Annotated in this window: 18 protein-coding genes; all 18 read right to left on the reverse strand. The window is 65.6% G+C overall.

The genetic code is table 11. From position 1 onward, the window contains the following. Positions 1-112: 112 nt before the first annotated feature. The 18 genes from pyrF to alaS all read right to left on the reverse strand — a co-directional run bounded on the left by pyrF (position 113) and on the right by alaS (position 19,731). Positions 113-955: an orotidine-5'-phosphate decarboxylase gene (gene pyrF / locus ACLQ8T_RS08725; RefSeq protein ID WP_073706210.1), complete on the reverse strand. Its 843-nt coding sequence runs from the start codon at positions 953-955 to the stop codon at positions 113-115. Next, positions 948-4,226, reverse strand: a complete 3,279-nt coding sequence (carB, locus tag ACLQ8T_RS08730) for a carbamoyl-phosphate synthase large subunit (protein ID WP_413454427.1) — start codon at positions 4,224-4,226, stop codon at positions 948-950. Before carB ends, pyrF begins: the two co-directional genes overlap by 8 nt. Beyond that, positions 4,226-5,395 (reverse strand): glutamine-hydrolyzing carbamoyl-phosphate synthase small subunit, encoded by a 1,170-nt coding sequence (carA, locus tag ACLQ8T_RS08735; RefSeq protein WP_413454428.1) that lies wholly within the window; start codon positions 5,393-5,395, stop codon positions 4,226-4,228. The genes carB and carA overlap by 1 nt, the downstream gene beginning before the upstream one ends. After that, on the reverse strand, positions 5,396-5,902 hold the full coding sequence (locus ACLQ8T_RS08740; protein ID WP_413454429.1) for a hypothetical protein: 507 nt from the start codon (positions 5,900-5,902) through the stop codon (positions 5,396-5,398). After that, positions 5,895-7,199: a dihydroorotase gene (locus tag ACLQ8T_RS08745; RefSeq protein WP_413454430.1), complete on the reverse strand. Its 1,305-nt coding sequence runs from the start codon at positions 7,197-7,199 to the stop codon at positions 5,895-5,897. Before ACLQ8T_RS08745 ends, ACLQ8T_RS08740 begins: the two co-directional genes overlap by 8 nt. Before the next feature lie 11 nt (positions 7,200-7,210). After that, positions 7,211-8,173: an aspartate carbamoyltransferase catalytic subunit gene (locus ACLQ8T_RS08750; RefSeq protein ID WP_413454431.1), complete on the reverse strand. Its 963-nt coding sequence runs from the start codon at positions 8,171-8,173 to the stop codon at positions 7,211-7,213. After that, positions 8,170-8,739, reverse strand: a complete 570-nt coding sequence (pyrR, locus tag ACLQ8T_RS08755; RefSeq protein ID WP_413454432.1) for a bifunctional pyr operon transcriptional regulator/uracil phosphoribosyltransferase PyrR — start codon at positions 8,737-8,739, stop codon at positions 8,170-8,172. Before pyrR ends, ACLQ8T_RS08750 begins: the two co-directional genes overlap by 4 nt. A 267-nt stretch (positions 8,740-9,006) precedes the next feature. Next, a complete protein-coding gene (locus tag ACLQ8T_RS08760; protein ID WP_413454433.1) occupies positions 9,007-9,465 on the reverse strand; it encodes a DUF664 domain-containing protein in 459 nt (152 codons plus the stop codon). Between the two features lie 208 nt (positions 9,466-9,673). Next, complete coding sequence (gene nusB / locus ACLQ8T_RS08765; protein WP_038991129.1) at positions 9,674-10,084, reverse strand: transcription antitermination factor NusB; 411 nt, start codon at positions 10,082-10,084, stop codon at positions 9,674-9,676. Beyond that, positions 10,084-10,644 carry an elongation factor P gene (efp, locus tag ACLQ8T_RS08770; RefSeq protein ID WP_204722205.1) on the reverse strand — a complete coding sequence of 187 codons (561 nt, stop codon included), beginning with the start codon at positions 10,642-10,644 and terminating at the stop codon, positions 10,084-10,086. The genes nusB and efp overlap by 1 nt, the downstream gene beginning before the upstream one ends. A 110-nt stretch (positions 10,645-10,754) precedes the next feature. Continuing rightward, on the reverse strand, positions 10,755-11,285 hold the full coding sequence (locus tag ACLQ8T_RS08775) for a tetratricopeptide repeat protein (RefSeq protein ID WP_204722206.1): 531 nt from the start codon (positions 11,283-11,285) through the stop codon (positions 10,755-10,757). A gap of 4 nt (positions 11,286-11,289) precedes the next feature. Next, positions 11,290-12,381 (reverse strand): 3-dehydroquinate synthase, encoded by a 1,092-nt coding sequence (aroB, locus tag ACLQ8T_RS08780; RefSeq protein WP_413454434.1) that lies wholly within the window; start codon positions 12,379-12,381, stop codon positions 11,290-11,292. Positions 12,382-12,462: 81 nt separating this feature from the next. After that, complete coding sequence (locus ACLQ8T_RS08785; protein WP_204722208.1) at positions 12,463-12,951, reverse strand: shikimate kinase; 489 nt, start codon at positions 12,949-12,951, stop codon at positions 12,463-12,465. Between the two features lie 13 nt (positions 12,952-12,964). Beyond that, on the reverse strand, positions 12,965-14,164 hold the full coding sequence (aroC, locus tag ACLQ8T_RS08790; protein ID WP_413454435.1) for a chorismate synthase: 1,200 nt from the start codon (positions 14,162-14,164) through the stop codon (positions 12,965-12,967). 29 nt (positions 14,165-14,193) lie between these two features. Then, positions 14,194-15,042, reverse strand: a complete 849-nt coding sequence (locus ACLQ8T_RS08795; protein ID WP_413454436.1) for a shikimate dehydrogenase family protein — start codon at positions 15,040-15,042, stop codon at positions 14,194-14,196. Positions 15,043-15,107: 65 nt separating this feature from the next. Next, positions 15,108-16,529 (reverse strand): endolytic transglycosylase MltG, encoded by a 1,422-nt coding sequence (gene mltG / locus ACLQ8T_RS08800; RefSeq protein WP_413454437.1) that lies wholly within the window; start codon positions 16,527-16,529, stop codon positions 15,108-15,110. A 45-nt stretch (positions 16,530-16,574) separates the two neighbouring features. Continuing rightward, complete coding sequence (gene ruvX / locus ACLQ8T_RS08805) at positions 16,575-17,048, reverse strand: Holliday junction resolvase RuvX (protein WP_204722212.1); 474 nt, start codon at positions 17,046-17,048, stop codon at positions 16,575-16,577. Next, on the reverse strand, positions 17,041-19,731 hold the full coding sequence (gene alaS / locus ACLQ8T_RS08810) for an alanine--tRNA ligase (protein WP_413454438.1): 2,691 nt from the start codon (positions 19,729-19,731) through the stop codon (positions 17,041-17,043). The genes ruvX and alaS overlap by 8 nt, the downstream gene beginning before the upstream one ends. Positions 19,732-19,740: the final 9 nt, after the last annotated feature.

Below are 19,740 nucleotides of genomic sequence, written 5' to 3' on the forward strand. Positions count from 1 at the left end.
TTATGTTGAGAAACATAGCGAGGTAACGCTGCTTTTGCAAGACTAAACGCGTTGTGGCTACTAGAAACTCTAATAGCCACAACGCGCCAATGCCACTTATTCGAATTTTTTGCTAGCTAGCTGCCAGCAATTCGTCCCGGACCCTCAGGGCCTTGTCGCGAAGCGCGGTCTTGTCCGGCCCCGCTTTGAGGATGTCCCGGCTGCTCGTGCCCAGCACTTGGCCATAGCTGGAGGCGAATGACTTGGCAATATCAGCTGCCGTGGCGCCTTGCGCGCCAAGTCCCGGTGTGAGCAGCGGAGCCTTGGAGGTCGCTAGATCGATTCCGAGCTTGGCCGGCGCATCGCCGATGGTGGCGCCGACGACCAAACCGACATGACCTAAATCTTCTGCACCTGAATTTTCTGCAGTGACTTGGTCAATAATCGTTTTAGCAACAGAGTTTTCTCCGCCGACATGCTGCACAGACGGCCCCTCCGGGTTGGAAGTCAGCCCGAGAACGAACACTCCCCTGCCGGTGGCAGCAGCCAAATCCAGTGCCGGTCGCAGCGACTCGTAGCCTAGATATGGGCTCAAGGTCACCGCGTCTGAGGCCAGCGGGGAAGCGTCATCGAGCCATGCGGTCGCGTACGCGGCCATGGTCGAACCGATATCCCCGCGCTTGGCGTCGGCCAGCGTGAGCAGCCCGGCGGCCTTCGCGGCGCTCAAGGTGTCCTCCAGCGCGGCAAATCCCTTGGACCCGAAGCGCTCGTACAGGGCGACCTGGGGCTTGAGTATTGCCGCCGCACCGGCCATCGCTTCCACGACTGCCAGTGAGAAAGATCGCACGCCATCTGCGGTATTCTCCAGCCCCCAGGCTTCCAGCAGCGCCGGGTGCGGATCAATCCCCACGCACAGCGGGCCGGAAGCCTGCATGGCCGAACGAAGCCGCTGGCCGAATGGAATCGGCTCAGGCATTGCGTGCCGCGTTCAGATTGGCATCGTGCACCTGCAAGCTGGTGACATCCCACTCGTACTCGCGCAGGGCATCGATTGCCTGGACGGAGGCGTTGAATTCCGCAACGGTGGTGATCACCGGGGTGCCGACCGAGGTCGCGGCGGCGCGGATCTCGTAGCCGTCGCCACGCGCATCCGAACCCGACGGGGTGTTCAGGATCAGGCCGATCTGGCCGGCCACGATCAGGTCGACGATGGACTCTCCGCCTTCGTGCAGCTTGCCCACCACCTGGGTCGGGATGCCGTTGCGGCGCAGCACCTCGGCGGTGCCGCCGGTGGAGATGATCTCGAAGCCGTTGTCGGACAGGTGCTTGACCGGCATCACGATCGAGCGCTTGTCGCGGTTGGTGACCGAGACGAACACCTTGCCGGCGGTGGGCAGCGGGTTGTTCGCCGCGGCCTGCGACTTGGCGAAGGCGGTATCGAAATACTTGTCGAAGCCCATGACCTCGCCGGTGGAGCGCATTTCAGGGCCGAGCAGCGAGTCGACGACCTTGCCTTCCGGGGTGCGGAAGCGGGCGAACGGCATGACAGCTTCCTTCACCGCGATGGCCGCGGCTTCCGGCAGGTGCGCGCCGTCGCCGGTGGACGGCAGGTAGCTGCCGCGCAGCTCGGCCAAGGTCTTGCCGACGCCGATCAGCGCGGCGACCTTGGACAGCTGCACGCCGGTGGCCTTCGAGGTGAACGGCACGGTACGCGAAGCACGCGGGTTCGCCTCGATCACGTACAGGATGTCGCTGGCCAGCGCGAACTGGATGTTGATCAGGCCGCGCACGCCCACGCCTTCGGCGATCGCACGGGTGGCCTGCTTCACGCGCTCGCGCACATCGGGGCCCAGGGTGATCGGAGGCAGGGTGCAGGCCGAGTCGCCGGAGTGGATGCCGGCTTCCTCGATGTGCTCCATGATGCCGCCGACGTACAGGTCGGTGCCGTCGAACAGGGCGTCGACGTCAATCTCGATGGCGTCTTCCAGGAAGCGGTCAACCAGGACCGGGTGGTCCACGGTGATCTCGGTGGCGTTGGTGATGTAGCGCTCGAGGTTGGCCTCGTCGTACACGATCTCCATGCCGCGGCCGCCCAGCACGTAGGACGGGCGGACCAGCACCGGGTAGCCGATGGAGTCGGCGATGGCCTTGGCCTCGGCGAAGGACACGGCGGTGCCGTTCTTCGGCGCGATGAGCCCGGCGTTGTCCAGCACCTGCTGGAAGGCGCCGCGGTGCTCGGCCAGGTCGATGGCTTCCGGCGAGGTGCCCAGGATCGGCACGCCGGCGGCCTTCAGCTCGGCGGCGAGCTTCAGCGGGGTCTGGCCCCCGAGCTGGACGAACACGCCCAGCACGCCGCCGGTTTCCTCTTCGGCGTGGATGACCTCGAGCACGTCTTCCAGAGTCAGCGGCTCGAAGTAGAGGCGGTCGGAGATGTCGTAGTCGGTGGAGACGGTCTCCGGGTTGCAGTTGACCATCACGGTCTCGTAGCCCTCGGCGCGCAGCGCCATCACCGCGTGCACGCAGGAGTAGTCGAACTCGATGCCCTGGCCGATGCGGTTCGGGCCCGAGCCGAGGATGATGACCGACTTCTTCTCGTGGCGTCCCAGTTCGGTTTCTTCATCGTACGAGGAGTACATGTACGGGGTGAACGCCTCGAACTCGGCCGCGCAGGTGTCCACGGTCTTGTAGACCGGGCGCACGCCCAGCGCGTGGCGGATGCCGCGGATAACAGCCTCGGACTTGCCGGTCAGCTGGGCCAGCTGCGCATCGGAGAAGCCGTGGCGCTTGGCTTCGCGCAGCACGTGCTCGGGCAGGTGCTTGTTCGCGGCCACCAGCTGCGCGACCTCGTTGATCAGCTGCAGCTGGTCCAGGTACCACGGGTCGATCGCGGTGGTCTCGAACAGCTTCTCGATGGACACGCCGGAGAACAGCAGGCGTTGGACCAGCGAGAGGCGTTCGGTCGAGCCCTTCACGATCGAGGCCAGCACTGCTTCGTGCTCGGCTTCCGGGATGGGCTCGAAGGACAGCTCGGAGCCCTTCTGCTCCAGGGAGCGCAGCGCCTTCTGCAGCGCCTCGGTGAAGTTGCGGCCCAGGGCCATCGCTTCGCCGACCGACTTCATGGTGGTGGTCAGGGTCTTGTCCGCGGCCGGGAACTTCTCGAAGGCGAAGCGCGGGACCTTCACGACCACGTAGTCCAGGGCCGGCTCGAAGGAAGCCGGGGTCTTCTTGGTAATGTCGTTCGGGATCTCATCCAGGGTGTAGCCCACGGCCAGCTTGGTGGCGATCTTCGCGATCGCGAAGCCGGTGGCCTTGGAAGCCAGCGCGGAGGAACGCGAAACGCGCGGGTTCATCTCGATGACCACGACGCGGCCGGTTGCCGGGTCGATGGCGAACTGGATGTTGCAGCCGCCGGTGTCCACGCCGACTTCGCGGATGACCGCGATGGAGATGTCGCGCAGCTTCTGGTATTCGCGGTCGGTCAGGGTCATCGCCGGGGCGACGGTGATCGAGTCGCCGGTGTGCACGCCGACCGGATCGAAGTTCTCGATGGAGCACACGACCACGACGTTGTCGTTCTTGTCGCGCATCATCTCCAGCTCGTACTCCTTCCAGCCCAGGATCGACTCCTCCAGGAGCACCTCGGTGGTTGGCGAGTACTGTAGGCCGGCGCCGGCGATGCGGCGCAGGTCCTCCGGGTTGTAGGCCATGCCCGAGCCCAGGCCGCCCATGGTGAACGACGGGCGCACGACCACCGGGTAGTTCAGCTCCTCGACGGCGGCGAAGGCCTCGTCCAGGGTGTGCACGATGACCGAGCGGGCCGATTCGGCGCCGCAGCGCTCGACGACGCCCTTGAACTTCTCGCGGTCCTCGCCCAGCTCGATGGCTTCGATGTTCGCGCCGATCAGCTCGACATCGTACTTCTGAAGGGCACCGGACTTGTCCAGCGCGATCGCGGTGTTCAGCGCGGTCTGGCCACCCAGGGTCGGCAGGATCGCATCCGGGCGTTCCTTGGCGATGATCTTCTCGACGACCTCGGGGGTGATCGGCTCGACGTAGGTGGCGTCGGCGAATTCCGGGTCGGTCATGATGGTGGCCGGGTTGGAGTTGACCAGAATGACCCGCAGGCCCTCCTCCTTCAGCACGCGCAGAGCCTGGGTGCCGGAATAGTCGAACTCGGCGGCCTGGCCGATGACGATCGGACCCGAACCGATGACGAGAACTGATTTCAGATCGGTGCGCTTAGGCATTACTTGCTGTCCTTTTCTGCGGCGGAATCCAACGCGGTCATGAAGCGGTCAAAGAGGTAGGCGGCATCGTGGGGGCCGGATGCGGCCTCTGGGTGGTACTGCACGGAAAAGGCCGGGATGTCCAGGCAGGACAGGCCCTCGACCACGTGGTCGTTCAGCGAGTAGTGCGAGACCTCGACCTTGCCGAAGCGCTCGACCGGCGCGGTGACGGAGCCTTCGATCGGCGCGTCGACGGCGAAGCCGTGGTTCTGGCTGGTGATTTCCACGCGGCCGGTGGCCTTGTCCATCACCGGCTGGTTGATGCCGCGGTGGCCGAAGCGCAGCTTGTAGGTGTCGAAGCCCAGCGCGCGGCCCAGGATCTGGTTGCCGAAGCAGATGCCGAAGTACGGAATGCCGGCGTCGAGCACCGAGCGCACCAGTTCCACCTGCGCGGTGGCGGTGGCGGGGTCGCCCGGGCCGTTGGAGAAGAAGACGCCTTCGGCGCCGGTGGCCTTGATGTCCTCAAGGGTGGCGTTGTACGGCAGCACGTGCACGCGCAGGCCGCGCTCGGCCAGGCGGTGCGGGGTCATCGACTTCATGCCCAGGTCGATGGCGGCGACGGTGTGCTTGGGCTCGCCGGTGTAGCCGTGGTCGGCCGGCTCGACGAGGTAGGCGGTGTCCACCGAGACCTCGGCGGAGATGTTGCGCCCTGCCATCGACGGCTGCGCCTTGACCAGTTCCACCAGTTCGGCGTCGGACTTCGCGGCGTCGTCGCCGGAGAAGATGCCGGACTTCATGGCTCCGGCGTCGCGCAGGTGGCGGGTCAGGGCGCGGGTGTCCACGCCCTGGATGCCGACAATGCCGTACTCGACAAGGTCCTCGTCCAGGGTGCGCTCGCTGCGCCAGTTGCTCGGACGGCGGGCGGCGTCGCGCACCACATAGCCGGCGGCCCACATGCGGGTGGATTCCGGATCCTCGGAGTTCACGCCGGTGTTGCCGATGTGCGGGAAGGTCTGCACGATGATCTGGTGCGCGTAGGACGGGTCAGTCAGGGTTTCCTGGTAGCCGGTCATGCCGGTGGTGAAGACTGCTTCACCCAGGGTGGTGCCCACGGCGCCATAGCTGCGTCCGCGGAAGATGCGGCCATCTTCGAGTACCAACACGGCTGGTAGGTTGCTCAGGGAATTCACTTATTTGTCTCCTGCTCGGCTTACGTCGTCGTGCGACGCCAGCAACTGATAAATCTTGGGGGTGTCCTCGTGGTAGCGGGGACGGAATCCGGTGTCGAAGGTGAAGCCGTCCTTGTTCCAGGTGATGACGATCAGGCCGTTCTTCTCCACGACCTTGCCGATCATCCCGCTGCTGCGCTTGACTTCTTCGTAGTGCTCCCACGGGATGTGCACGTCGCGCGCTCCGGAACGGATCAGGTGCACGCCTTCGCTGCCCAGCTCCAAGGTGGCGTTGGTGCGCACGCCGAGCTCATGCACGGCAATGCGGTCCAGCCAGTCGTCGAATTTCGTGGTGACCACGTACATGCCGTCGAAGCTGTGCTCCACTTGGTCGGCGAACTCCTCATACGGCTCGGGAATCGCCGATTGCCGGGCCTTGAGGTTGCGCCAGCCCAGCAGGATCAGCGTCACGGCAACGACGACCGCGACGATCGTCCAGATGAGCGGCTGAAGTGCTCCCTCAGGCATTGATCGACCTCGGGGTTGCCAGCTGGCCATCGAGCACGGTGGCGTGCCCGTGGAAGAAGGTGGCGCGCACCGATCCGGGCAGCTCCATGCCGGCGAACGGCGAGTTGCGGCCCTTGGTGGCCATGGCTGCCGGGTCGACGATCCAGCGGGCTGCCGGATCCACCAGGGTGAGGTTGGCCGGCTCGCCCACCGCGATCGGGCGGCCCTGGTCGGCGACGCGGCCGATCTGCGCGGGCACCTCGGAGGTGATGCGCGCGACGTCAGCCCAGCCCATCAAGCCGGTGTCGACCAGCGTGTGCTGCACGATCGACAGCGCGGTCTCCAGCCCGGTCATGCCCATGGCCGCCGCGCCCCACTCGCAGTCCTTGGCTTCGGACGGGTGAGGGGCGTGGTCGGTGCCGATCACGTCGATGGTGCCGTCGGCGACGCCGGCGCGCAGCGCCATCACGTCTTCCTCGCGGCGCAGCGGCGGGTTGACTTTGAACACCGGGTCGTAGGTGCGGACTTTCTCGTCGGTGAGCAGCAGGTGGTGCGGGGTGACCTCCGCGGTGACCTGGATGCCGCGGGCCTTGGCCCAGCGGATGATCTCCACCGAGCCGGCGGTGGACACATGGCAGATGTGCAGCCGCGCGCCGACATGCTCGGCCAGCAGCACATCGCGGGCGATGATCGATTCCTCGGCGACCGCAGGCCAGCCGGGCATGCCCAGGATCGAGGAGACTTCGCCCTCGTTCATCTGGGCGCCTTCGGTCAGCCGCGGTTCCTGGGCGTGCTGGGCGATGACCCCGTCAAAGGCCTTCACGTATTCCAGGGCGCGGCGCATCAGCAGCGGGTCGAAGACGCAGATGCCGTCGTCGGAGAACATCTTCACCGCGGCACGGGAATCGGCCATCGCGCCGATTTCGCTCAGCTGCTTGCCGGCCAGGCCGACGGTGACGGCACCGACCGGGCGGACATCCACCCAGCCGGCCTTGCGGCCCAATTCGTAGACCTGCTCGACGACGCCGGCGGTGTCGGCCACCGGGGTGGAGTTGGCCATCGCGTGCACGGCGGTGTAGCCGCCGCGGGCGGCTGCCTGCGAACCGGTTTCCACGGTTTCGGCGTCTTCGCGGCCCGGTTCGCGCAGGTGGGTGTGGGTGTCGACCAGGCCCGGCAGCAGCACCAGGTCCGTCGCATCGATCACCTGCGCGTCGCCGGCGTCGGTGATGGTGCCCAGCTGGGCGATCTTGCCGTCGGTGATCAGCACGTCGGCAGGTTCGCCGCCGAGGATGGAGGCCTGCTTGATCAAGTAGTTCATGGTTTCTTCCTTCAGATCAGGTCGCCGGAGAGGAGCATGTAGAGGCTGGCCATGCGCACGGCCACGCCATTGGTGACCTGGTCGAGCACGGTGGAGCGCGGCGAGTCCGCGGCGGCCGAGGAGATTTCCAGGCCGCGGTTCATCGGCCCCGGGTGCATGATCAGGGTTTCGGCGCCCGAAGCGTCCAATTCCGCCAGGCGCGCATCGTCCAGTCCCCAGTAGCGCGAGTATTCGCGGGGGTTCGGGAAGTAGGCGGCGTTCATCCGCTCGCCCTGCACGCGCAGCATCATCAGCGCGTCGACGCCCTTGGCGATCACCTGGTCCAGGTCGTAGCTGATGGTGCACGGCCAGGATCCGGCGCCCACCGGCAGCAGGGTGGGAGGGGCGACCATCGTGACTTCGGCACCGAGGGTGTTCAGCAGCCACAGGTTGGAGCGGGCGACGCGGCTGTGCAGGATGTCGCCGACGATCGCGACCTTCAGTCCGTCCAGGCCGCGGCCTGCCGGGCTGGTGCCCTCGCGCAGCGCCACCTGGCGGCGCAGGGTGAAGGCGTCGAGCAGCGCCTGGGTGGGGTGCTCATGCGTGCCGTCGCCGGCGTTGACGATCGGCAGCCCGATCCAGTCGGTGGCCGCCAGCCTGGCGGGGGCACCGGAATCCGGGTGGCGGATGACTACCGCGTCGGCTCCGATGGCCAGCAGGGTCTGCGCGGTGTCCTTCAGCGACTCGCCCTTGGATACGCTCGATCCCTTGGCCGAGAAGTTGATGACGTCAGCGCTCAGGCGCTTGGCGGCGGCCTCGAAGGAAATCCGGGTCCGGGTGGAGTCCTCGAAGAACAGATTCACCACGGTGCGTCCGCGCAGGGCCGGCAGCTTCTTGATCTGACGGGTTCCCGATTCTCGCATCTCTTCGGCGACATCCAGGATGGCGATGGCTTCGTCGCGGGTCAGATCCGCGGTGGAGAGCAGGTGCTTCATGCGGCGCCCTCGATCACTACTTCGTTGGTGCCATCGATTTCTGCCAGGTGCACGCGAACCTTTTCGCTCTTCGCGGTCGGCAGGTTCTTGCCCACATGATCAGCGCGGATCGGCAGTTCGCGATGCCCGCGGTCAACCAGCACCGCCAGGCGCACGGTGCGCGGGCGTCCCCAGTCGGCCAGGGCGTCCAGGGCGGCGCGGATGGTCCGCCCGGAATAGAGCACGTCGTCGACCAGTACGACAACCTTGCGCTCGATGCCGCCTGCTGGAAGGCGCGTCGGCGCCGGGGTGCGGGTGGTGGAGTGGCGCAGATCGTCGCGGTACATGGTGATGTCGAGCTGGCCTACCAGCGATGCCGGGTCGAGATTGCCATCGGCGGTGGCTGCGATGCGGGCTGCCAGGCGCTGGGCCAGCGGGAATCCGCGGCTGGGAATGCCAAGGAGGACCAGGTCGTCGGTGCCCTTGTTGGCCTCGATGATTTCGTAGGCTACGCGAGTGAGTACACGTTCGATGTCGTCGCCGGTTAATACCGTGCGCGCGGCATCTGGCACTGAATTCTCATCCATGCTGTGCATCTCTCCCTTCTCCGCCTCACGGGACGGGATTTAAAGGAATATTGCTAACCCAAATTATCACGAGCGCGAGGCGATTCCCTAGCGGAAACCTATGCATGACACTGAATAGGGCATGGGATCGGTCACAAGGATGCATCTGACGGTTCTCGCCAAGGGGCAGAATCACGCAGATCCCGTAAACCGACCCAGCCGCAGGCACGGCAGGTGTTGCGATCGACACACGCACTAAGCGGCCAGGACCGCTGGAAGCGTGCTGCGCTATTGGCCCACCCTGCCGTCGAAGCATTCGCGCAGCAGGTCTGCATGCCCGCTGTGCCTGGCGTACTCCTCGATGCGGTGGACCATCAGGTCGCGGATGATCACCTGCTCGCGTCCTGCGCGCTGGCCGAGGTCTTCGAAGCCGGCCAGCAGGCGGTCGGTGGCATCTTGCTCTCCATGCAGGATGCGCAGCGCCTGGGATGCCTGGGCGGGATCCGGGCGCACCGTTTCGAAGTCGGATCCCGCCGGCCCGTAGATCCTGCCGGCAGGCTCTCCCGCGGTGATCCAGTTGCGCCGGTCCCGCTCGACTTCGCCGAGGTGGCGCAGCAGGCCCAGCAGGCTGATCATGGAGGGCGGGACCGGGCGCGAGGTAATCTGGGCCGCGTCCAGGCCCTGGCATTTGAGTTCGATGGTGAGCCGATAGTCGCGCAGGTAGCGTACGCAGGTGGCCCGCTGCACGCCGGGTCGTCCCCTGCTTCCCGCGGATCCTGGTCGAGATCAAGTCACATGTCCGGCACGATCACCGATTTGCTCCAGCGTTCGGGCTTCTGGCTGATGCACCCTAGCCTCGCCGTCGCACGCCCCGCGGGCAATGGCTGCACAAAAAAGCCCGGGCCGGAACCCCTTTGTGGGGTTCCGGCCCGGGCTCGGAAACGTGAGGATCGAATTAGTCGACCAGGGTGTCCTTGACGCTCTGGATGCGGCCCAAAACGCCATTGACGAACTCCGGCGATTCATCGGTGGACAATTCCCGCACGTTCACCACAGCTTCGGCCACGGCGACAGCGTCGGGAACGTCATCGTTGTACAGCAGCTCCCACACGCCGATGCGCAGTGCGCTGCGGTCAACAGCTGGCATGCGCTCGATGGTCCAGTCCTTGACGTAGCTTTCGAGAACTTCGTCAATGCGGGCCAGGTGGGCGGTCACGCCTTCGATGATCGCCAGCGAGTACTCGTTGAGTACGATGTCCGAGTTTTCCCGTCGTGCGATGGCCACGGCCAGCGGATCTGCATCGCGGGCCTCGGCTTCGAACAGGAACTCAAGGGCTCGGCGGCGGGCTTTGGCGCGGGCTCTCACTAGTTGACACGACCCAGGTAATCGCCGGTGCGGGTGTCAACCTTCACCTTGGTGTTCTGCTCGACGAACAGCGGCACCTGGATTTCCTTGCCGGTTTCCAGGGTTGCCGGCTTGGTGCCAGCCGAGGAGCGGTCGCCCTGCAGGCCCGGCTCGGTGTAGGTGATTTCCAGAACGACCGATGCCGGCAGTTCCAGGTACAGCGGGCTGCCGTCGTACATGGCGATGGTCAGGTTCTGGTTCTCCAGCAGGAAGCCAGCGGCGTCGCCAACGGTGGCGCCGGGAACGGTGAGCTGGTCGTAGTCTTCCAGGTTCATGAAGACGTAGTCTTCGCCATCCTGGTAGAGGTATTGGTAATCTCGGCGGTCAACGGTGGCCAGTTCGATCTTGGTGCCTGCGTTGTAGGTCTTGTCCAGGACCTTGCCGGACATGACGTTGCGCATCTTGGTGCGCACGAATGCGCCGCCCTTGCCTGGCTTGACGTGCTGGAAGTCAATGATGGTCCAGAGCTGGCCATCGATCTTGATGACCTGTCCATTCTTGATGTCAGTTGTATCCGCCACGTTTCCTCAATCCTCTATTTTCGCCAGCGACAGCCGGCATTATCAAAAATCCATGTTCAAGTTTACCCTACGCGCCGTGGGGCACAAAGGGTTGGGCACGGTGGCGCGCATTACTGCGCGGCGCGTTTCTCGGCGATTTGCATGCAGGTGCTGGCCGCGTTGACCAGGTATGCGTCGTCGTCCAACTCGATGCGCAGCTCCAGGGCCTTGCGGAATCGGGTGGCCGCCGCCTTGTAGTCGCCCTTCGCGAAAAAGGAAAGGCCTGCATGGTAGTGCATCAGCGGCTCGTACGCGGTGCCGGCGAATTCCTCGGCCAGCTTGCGCAGGCGGTTGATCGCGCGATCGAAGTCGCCCTGCATGCGGGTCAGCTCGGTGTCCAGGACGCGCAGGTGGGCGTTGGTCGGATCGACGAAACGCGATTCCGCGATCAGCTCGCCGGCCTTGGCCAGCTCGCCACGGGCGAGCAGCACCATTACCTGGTCGGTGGGCGAACCGACCAGCAGCTGCTGCTCGGCGGCCGCCTCGTCGGCGATGTAGGGCTTGAGCGTCTCGGGATCGATCAGCACGCCTTCAACAGCTGTGCCGACACCCTCGCGGTTGACCGATGCGACGTCAATGGCGTATGCGGTGTAGTCGACCATGTGCCTACTCCCCGATTTCCTGGTAGGCGGCGAAGAGCAACGAGTTATCAGGGACTTCGTAGATGCGCGGCTTGCCTATTTCTTCCAGCACGACGAAGCGCAGCTGGCTGCCGCGGGCCTTCTTGTCGCGCTTCATGCCATCGAGCAGCGCCGCCCAGCGATCGTTGCGGTAGGTGGTCGGCAACCCGAGGGACTTCAGGATCGCGACGTGGCGGTCGGCCACTGCGTCGGAGGTGTAGCCCACCGAGCGGCCCAGTTCGGCGGCGAAGGCCAGACCGATGGACACGGCTGCGCCATGGCGCATCTGGTAGCGCTCGGCCAGCTCGATGGCGTGGGCCAGGGTGTGGCCGTAGTTCAGGAATTCGCGGTCGCCGGATTCCTTCAAATCCCGCGAGACCACGTCGATCTTCACGGCGATGGTTCGCTCGACCAGCTCGCGCAGGCGATCGCTGGCGGGATCGACGGCATCGGCCGGATCCTCTTCGATCAGCTCCAGGATGCGCTCGTCGGCGATGAAGCCGCATTTGACGATTTCAGCCATGCCGGTAACCAGCTCGTTCTTCGGCAAGGTGGCCAGCGCGTCGAGGTCGGCGAGCACCGCGGCCGGCGGGTGGAAGGCGCCGACGAGGTTCTTGCCCTCGGCGGTGTTGATCCCGGTCTTGCCGCCTACGGCAGCGTCGACCATGGCCAGCAGCGAGGTGGGAATATGGATAACCTTCACGCCGCGCAGCCAGGTGGCCGCGACGAATCCTGCCACGTCGGTGACGGCCCCGCCGCCCACTGAGACCACAGCATCGGAGCGGGTGAAGTCGTTCTTGCCCAGCACTTCCCAGCAGAAGGAGGCAACCTGGATGTGCTTGCCTTCTTCGGCATCCGGAATTTCCGCGGTCAATGCCTCCAAGCCTGACTTCGCCAGTTCGTCGCGAACCACGTCACCGGTGACGCGCAGGGCTCGCGGGTGGATGACCAGGACCTTCTTGACCGCGGGGCCAAGCAGGTCGGGCAGTTGGCCCAAGAGGCCGTTGCCGACCATGACGGGGTACGACTCCGCGGGGGTGCTTCCGGTGACCTTCATGGTGGTCGGTGCGATAGGCATCAGTCTAGCTTCCTCCTGATGGTGGTGATTTTTTCTAGCGTACGCGTGAGCGCGGCCAGAAGTTGCATCTCGTGAGGCTAATCACAGCCCCTCCAGCTGCGGCAACACCTCGTCGAGAATTTGCGAAACGGACTTTCCATCCACGAGAACATGCACGTCAGCGAGCATTTCATAAATTGGACGGCGCTTTTCGTAAACGGCGATCCAGCTCTTGAGGGCTTCGTCACCAGCCAGCAGCGGGCGGTGTCCGTCGCCCTTGATGCGCTCGGCGGCAGCCTGTTCGCCGAGTTCCAGGTAGATTACCGTGCCGCGCGAGAGCAGCTGCTGGTTCTCCTCGCGCAGCACCGCGCCGCCGCCGGTAGCGACCACGCCGGTGCGCAGCCGGCACAGCGCTTGGACTTCCAGGTCGCGGAAATGCGCTTCGCCATGCTCGGCGAAGATCTGCGCAATGGTTCCGTGGTGGGCGACGATGGCCGCGTCGGAATCCGCGAAGCTGGTAGAAAGGGCCGTGGCCAGTGACTTGCCCACGGTGGACTTGCCACTGGCCATCGGACCAATGAGGTAGATCATTGAAGCGTGCTTCCTAGACGCCGGTCGAACCCAGATTGCCCGGGATGCTGGCCAGGTAGGACTCGATATTGCGCTTGGTCTCGGCCACCGAATCGCCGCCGAACTTCTCCAGCAGGGACTGGGCCAGCACCAGGGCGACCATGGCCTCGGCGACCACGCCGGCAGCCGGCACGGCGCAGACATCCGAGCGCTGGTGGTGCGCGGTGGTGTCCTCGCCGGTGGCGGTGTCCACGGTGCGCAGGGCGCGGGGCACGGTGGCGATCGGCTTCATGGCGGCGCGCACGCGCAGCACCTCGCCGATGCTCATGCCGCCCTCGATGCCGCCGGCGCGGTTCGAGTTGCGCTTGATGCTGCCGTCTTCGGCGTGCACGATCTCATCGTGCGCAGCCGAACCGCGGCGCGCCGCGGTGGCGAATCCGTCGCCGACCTCGACGCCCTTGATGGCCTGGATGCCCATCAGGGCGGCGGCCAGGCGCGCGTCCAGGCGGCGGTCCCAGTGCACGTAGGAGCCGATGCCCGGAGGCAGGTTGTAGGCGAGGACCTCGACGACGCCGCCCAGGGTCTCCCCCGCCTTGTGGGCGTCGTCGACCTCGGCGACCATGGCTTCGCTGGTTTCTGCGTGGAAGCAGCGCAGCGGGTCGGCATCCAGGGCGGCGACATCGGCGGCTCCAGGCAGCGGCGCATCGGCCGGTGCGGCCACGGCGCCGACTGCCGTGGTGTGCGAGACGAGCTGGATGCCCAAATCACTGAGGAATCGGGAGGCCACCGTGCCTAGTGCGACGCGGGCCGCTGTTTCGCGGGCGCTGGCGCGCTCGAGGATCGGGCGGGCGTCCTCGAATCCGTACTTCTGCATGCCGGTGAAATCGGCGTGGCCCGGACGCGGGCGGGTCAGCGGCGCGTTGCGCGCCAGCGAGGCCAGCTCATCCAGATCCACCGGATCGGCGTTCATCACGCGTTCCCACTTGGGCCATTCGGTGTTGCCGATTTCGATGGCTACCGGGCCGCCCTGGGTCTTGCCATGGCGGACGCCACCAAGAAAGGTGACCTGGTCCTTTTCAAATTTCATGCGCGCGCCGCGGCCATAGCCGAGACGGCGGCGTGCCAGTGCCTCCCGCACTGCTTCGCTATCCACCGATACTCCGGCAGGTAGGCCTTCAAGAATTCCAACGAGTGCCGGGCCATGCGATTCGCCCGCGGTCAACCAACGCAACATGTCATCTATTTTGCCATGACACGAACTGATTACTGGTGTCGGGCCAGACCCAAAGAGTCATACATCGCATTTGTGACGTCCGCTCGGCGCGATTCCTGCCAGGCTCCGGCACTGAAGAATCGCACTTGTTCCACGGCTTGGTGCACGAGCATGTGGATTCCGGAGATTACGGTGCCGCGCCAGGATTGCGCCAAGGCAGAGGGCCACGGGTCGTAGGCCACATCCAGCAGGATGCCGCTGCCTGCGCCGATCACCGGCACCCAGTCGTCGGCCGCACGCGGCGGCAGAGTGGAGAACACAAGCGGGATGCGGTTCAGCGTCGCGGCCACTGCCTGGTCGATTCCCGAAATCTCGTGGACGGTCGTTTCCATTCCCAGCTGGTGGGCCAGATCGACGGCCCGGGAGGCCCGCGAGGTGGCACGCACGACAAGATCCAGCTGGCGTACGCCGACTTCAGCGGCGGCCTCGATGGCTGCCAGCGCGGTGTTGCCCGAGCCCAGGATCATCGCCTGCGCGCACTGGGCGAGCCCCACATCGGCAAGGGCCTGCACCAGGCCGTCCACGTCGGTGTTTTCCCCGTAGAGGGTGCCGTCGTCGCGGACCACGATGGTGTTCAGCGCGCCGAGGCGCTGCACGCGTGCGGACAGGTCGTCCATGAATGGCACGAACGCATCCTTCAGCGGCATGGTCACCGAGCAGCCGGTCCAGTTGCCTGCGCGCAGTGCGGCAGCATGCTCGGCAGCCTGGCCCGGTTCAATGTCGATCGCGCTGTAGCTGATCGGCGCGCCGAGCAGCTGGTAGGCGGCACGGTGCAGCACTGGAGACTTGGAATGGCTGATGGGGTGGCCCAGGACAGCTGCCTGCTTCATTTTCTTCATGGACTTCCTGCTGGTAATTGCCCGGCCCTGGGGGCGGCAACGCGTCTTTCGTTCGCGGGCTTGCGCTAGCAGACGTCTGGATGCTTGTCGCACCAGGCGTCGAATTCGGCCTTGTACCGCTGGTGCTCTTCGTAGGTCGAGGCGAACTTGGTCTCGCCGGTTTCGATGTTGACGGTCACCCAGTAGTAGTAGCCGTTGTCTTCCGGATTGGCGGCGGCCTCGATCGCGGGATTCGCTGGCGAGCCGATCGGAGTTGGCGTCAGGCCCTTATGGACGTAGGTGTTGTATTTGTTCGACGCGTCCTGCTTCTCCTGCGCGCTGAACTGCAGCGAGTAGCGGCCCAGCCCGTAGATCACCGCGGAGTCGACCTGCAGCAGCCCGTGCGTCTCGCGGTTGCCCGGATCCAGCCGGTTCTCGATCGCTCCGGCGACCGTGGCGTAGTCCGGGGTGCGCGCCTCCGCCTGCAGGATCGAGGCGATCTTCAGGATGCGGTAGCCCTCGTCGAGGTCGGTAATGCCCGCCTGCTCGAGAGAAACCTTGGTGGCCTTGACCAGCTCGGCCAGCACTTCTTTGGCGCTGGTTTCCAACGGGAAGCGGTACTCCCCCGGGTGCAGCCAGCCTTCGAGGTTCGTCACCGAGTCGGGCAGGCCGAACTCCTGCGGCTTGCTGGCCAGCGCCTGCAGGTCCTTCTCCTTCAAGCCCGAGCCCTTGGCAATTTCCTTGAGCGCGGCATCCATGCGCATATTGGCCTTCAACGCGAAATAGAAGACCTTGTCCGGACGCTGGTTGATGAGGACCTCGGCCGCGTCGGCTGCTGGCATCTGCTTCTTGAGCAGGTAGGTGCCGGGGTGGATGAGCTTGTTTTCGGCTTCGGAGTCGGCGACGGCGTCGGAGAACAGGCCACCGTCGGAGACGACGTCGAGCTCTTCGAGCTTGCGCGAAATGATGTTCACGCCCCAGCCATCTTCCACGGTGAATTCCACGGTGGCCCCGCCCGGGCCGGGATAGTCGTCGGGGTTAAACTGCTTGAGCAGGGACTTGATGAAGAAGACCGAGCCGGAGACCACCAGCGCGAAGATCAGCACGGTGGCCAGCATTACCAGGTTGCGCTTGCGCTTGGTGCGCTTGCGCCGTTGGGCCTTGAGCGCTGCGGCTTGCTCGTCCCGGGGTTCGTCGCCAAAGACTGGCGCCGGTCGCTCGGCGGGTGCTTCTTCGGTGTAGTCCTGATCCTGGGGGCGTGCAGGCTCAGCGGATTCCGGTATCTCGGAGTCGGCGGCCGCTTGGGCGGGGAGGAACCTGGTGTGGGTGTCTTCCCCGCCCGAAGCGTTGGGTACCGCGGTGGCCGCTAGCGATTCGCGGTAGTGCTCGGCGCCGGCCAGTTCCGGTTCAGAGGGTTGTGCGATCGGCACGCCAATTCCGGCGGCAAAGCGTTCATATAGCGCGCGATGCGTTTCGCGTTGCCGTTCGTGGCGGGCTTCTTCTCGCATCAACTCTCATCTCTCGGGTCGTTGTGGAGCACTAGCGGTGGTGGGCTAGCGCAGCACAATCCGGCTGGCTTGCACGCGGACATTGTTACGTCGCATTTCCAGCACTTGCTGCAGGATCTCGGTGGCTGCGACCTGGTCGACCACCTTGCGGTGCTCTGCCATCTTCTTGCCCGAGGCGTGCAACGACCGATGCGCGTTGACGGTGCTCAGGCGTTCGTCGACCAGGAAAACCTCAAGCTCGATATTAGCGTCTGCGGCTTCTTCCGCCAAGGCAATCGCGTAGTCACGTGCCATTTTGGTGGATTCGGTCGAGTTGCCGGCCAGCGATTTCGGCTCCCCGACGAAGACCTCGGTGACGCCGCGATCGGCAATAATCCGCAAGAGCATCCGCAGATCCGAATTCTTCTTCGCATCCCTGCGCAGGGTCATCACCGGAGCGGCGAGGATTCCCGAGGGATCGGATGCGGCGACGCCGACGCGGGCCAGGCCCACGTCGACGCCGAGTGCGGCATTAGCCATTGGCCAGTGCCGCCTGGATGGCAGCCAGCGCGTCGTCGATCTTCGACGCGTCCTGGCCGCCGCCCTGAGCCATGTCGTCCTTGCCGCCGCCACCGCCGCCGAGCACGCCGGTTGCGGTGCGGACCAAGGCGCCGGCCTTGAAGCCGTTGGCGCGGGCCTCCTCATTGGTGACCGCCAGCACCAGCGGACGGCCGTTGGACACGCCGATCAGCACGATGACTGCGGCTTCGGAGCCCAGCTTGCCCCGCAGATCCAGCGCCATGGTGCGCAGCGCATCGGCGGAGTCGACTTCTCCGGCGTTGTGCGCCAGCAGGCGGGTGCCGCCGATGGTGACGACCTTCTGCAGCAGCGCCGCGGACTGGGCCAGCATTGCCTGGCTCTTCAGTTCGGCAATCTGCTTCTCAGCGGCCTTGAGCTTGGCAACGGTGTCGTTGACGCGCTCGGAGACCTGGCTGGATGGTACGCGGAACAGGCCGGAGAGCTCGGAGACCAGGGCGCGCTCGGCGGCACCATGGCGGAAGGCTTCCATGCCCACCAGCGCCTCGACGCGGCGGTTGCCCGAACCCACCGAAGCTTCGGAGAGCAGTGTCAGCTGGCCGATGCGGGCGGTGGTGTCCACGTGGGTGCCGCCGCACAGTTCGCGCGACCATGCGCCGTTCATCTCCACCACGCGCACGTCGTTGGCGTACTTCTCGCCGAACAGGCTCATCGCGCCCAGCTTCTTCGCCTCGGACAGCGCCATCTCGTTGGTGAAGACCTGGTGGTTGGCGGCGATGGCAAGGTTGACGACCTCTTCGACCTCGCTGCGCGCGGCAGCGGACAGCGCCTCGGCCCAGGAGAAGTCGAAGCGCAGGTAGCCTGCCTTGTTGAAGGAGCCGGCCTGGGTGGCGGTCGGGCCTAGCAGCTCGCGCAGGGCGGCATGCACCAGGTGGGTGGCCGAGTGCGCCTGCTCGCCGGAGCGGCGGCGCACGGCGTCGACCTGGGTGCGCACCAGTGCCTCGGCAGGCAGTTCGCCTTCGCGCACGATGACCTTGTGGACGCTCAGGCCCTTGACCGGGGCCTGCACGTCGGTGACTTCCAGCACGAATCCGTCGCCGGTGATCAGGCCGCTGTCGCCTGCCTGGCCGCCGGATTCGGCGTAGAACGGGGTTTCGTTGAGCACCAGGTCGATTTCCTGGCCCTGCTCGGCGAACGGCACGACCTGGCCATCGCGGATGATGCCGCGGATGGAGGATTCGCCTTCGAGGGTGTCGTAGCCGGTGAAGTGCACGTTGCCGGCCTCGGCCAGCTTGTTGTACACCGACAGGTCGGCGTGGCCGGCCTTCTTGGCCTTGGCGTCTTTCTGGGCGCGGGTGCGCTGCTCGTTCATCAGTTCGCGGAAGCGCGACTCGTCGACGGACAGGCCAGCCTCGGCGGCGATCTCCAGGGTCAGGTCGATCGGGAAGCCGTAGGTGTCGTGCAGGGTGAAGGCGTCGTCGCCGGAGAGGTTCTTGCCTTCCTCCTTGGCGTGGTTCAGCGCCTCGTCCAGGCGGGTGGTGCCCGAAGCGATGGTGCGTCGGAAGGCGCGTTCCTCGGCGTAGGCGATGCGGGCGATGCGCTCGAAATCGGCCTCGACCTCCGGGTAGACGCCCTTCATGGCATCACGCGAGACCGGAAGCAGCTCAGGGAGCACCTCGGAGTCCACGCCCATCAGGCGCATGGCGCGCACGGCGCGGCGGATCAGCCGGCGCAGCACGTAGCCGCGGCCTTCGTTGCCCGGGGTGACCTGGTCGGAGATCAGCATCAGCGAGGAGCGGATGTGGTCGGCGATCATGCGCAGGCGCACGTCGGTGGCGTGGTTCGGGTCGGCAGGATCCTCGGTGGAGGTGTAGGTGACGGAAGCCAGTTCGGCTGCCTTGTCGAGCACCGGACGGACCTGGTCGGTCTCATACATGTTCTCGACGCCCTGCAGGATCATCGCCAGGCGCTCCAGGCCCAGGCCGGTATCGATGTTGCGCTTGGGCAGTTCGCCGGCAACGTCGAAGTCGGTCTTGGAGCGTACTGCCGAGAGGCGGTACTGCATGAACACCAGATTCCAGATTTCCACGTAGCGGGTCTCGTCGACGGCCGGGCCGCCTTCGACGCCGTAGGCCGGGCCGCGGTCGTAGTAGATCTCCGAGCATGGTCCGCCCGGACCTGGCTGGCCGGTGTTCCAGTAGTTGTCTTCCTTGCCGGTGCCGACAACGCGCTCGGTAGGCATGCCGATCTCTTCTTCCCAGATGCGGCGGGCCTCGAGGTCCTTCTCGTCGCCGTCTTCGTAGACGGTGACCCACAGGCGGTCCTTGTCCAGGCCGTAGCCGCCGTCCTCGACGGAGCTGGTCAGCAGCTCCCAGGCGAAGTGGATGGCTTCCTTCTTGAAGTAGTCGCCGAAGGAGAAGTTGCCGCACATCTGGAAGAAGGTGCCATGACGGGCGGTCTTGCCGACCTCTTCGATGTCACCGGTGCGGATGCACTTCTGCACCGAGGTGGCACGGGAGTATGGAGGCTCTTCGCGCGCGGTGAGGTAAGGGATGAACGGAACCATGCCGGCCACCGTGAACAACAGCGAAGGGTCGGCCGAGACCAGCGAGGCGCTCGGCACCGCGGCATGGCCCTTCGAGACGAAAAAGTCGACCCAACGACGGGCAATTTCCTGCGTTTTCATCGTGTTACG

It is taken from the genome of Glutamicibacter sp. FR1, from assembly GCF_047300825.1.
GTDB lineage: Bacteria > Actinomycetota > Actinomycetes > Actinomycetales > Micrococcaceae > Glutamicibacter > Glutamicibacter nicotianae.

Coding starts and splice junctions, on each gene's coding strand:
- pyrF (WP_073706210.1), bottom strand. CDS start 955: ATGCCTGAGCCGATTCCATTCGGCCAGCGGCTTCGTTCGGCCATGCAG.
- carB (WP_413454427.1), bottom strand. CDS start 4,226: ATGCCTAAGCGCACCGATCTGAAATCAGTTCTCGTCATCGGTTCGGGT.
- ACLQ8T_RS08740 (WP_413454429.1), bottom strand. CDS start 5,902: ATGCCTGAGGGAGCACTTCAGCCGCTCATCTGGACGATCGTCGCGGTC.
- ACLQ8T_RS08745 (WP_413454430.1), bottom strand. CDS start 7,199: ATGAACTACTTGATCAAGCAGGCCTCCATCCTCGGCGGCGAACCTGCC.
- ACLQ8T_RS08750 (WP_413454431.1), bottom strand. CDS start 8,173: ATGAAGCACCTGCTCTCCACCGCGGATCTGACCCGCGACGAAGCCATC.
- pyrR (WP_413454432.1), bottom strand. CDS start 8,739: ATGGATGAGAATTCAGTGCCAGATGCCGCGCGCACGGTATTAACCGGC.
- ACLQ8T_RS08775 (WP_204722206.1), bottom strand. CDS start 11,285: ATGGTCGACTACACCGCATACGCCATTGACGTCGCATCGGTCAACCGC.
- aroB (WP_413454434.1), bottom strand. CDS start 12,381: ATGCCTATCGCACCGACCACCATGAAGGTCACCGGAAGCACCCCCGCG.
- ACLQ8T_RS08785 (WP_204722208.1), bottom strand. CDS start 12,951: ATGATCTACCTCATTGGTCCGATGGCCAGTGGCAAGTCCACCGTGGGC.
- aroC (WP_413454435.1), bottom strand. CDS start 14,164: ATGTTGCGTTGGTTGACCGCGGGCGAATCGCATGGCCCGGCACTCGTT.
- ACLQ8T_RS08795 (WP_413454436.1), bottom strand. CDS start 15,042: ATGAAGAAAATGAAGCAGGCAGCTGTCCTGGGCCACCCCATCAGCCAT.
- mltG (WP_413454437.1), bottom strand. CDS start 16,529: ATGCGAGAAGAAGCCCGCCACGAACGGCAACGCGAAACGCATCGCGCG.
- ruvX (WP_204722212.1), bottom strand. CDS start 17,048: ATGGCTAATGCCGCACTCGGCGTCGACGTGGGCCTGGCCCGCGTCGGC.
- alaS (WP_413454438.1), bottom strand. CDS start 19,731: ATGAAAACGCAGGAAATTGCCCGTCGTTGGGTCGACTTTTTCGTCTCG.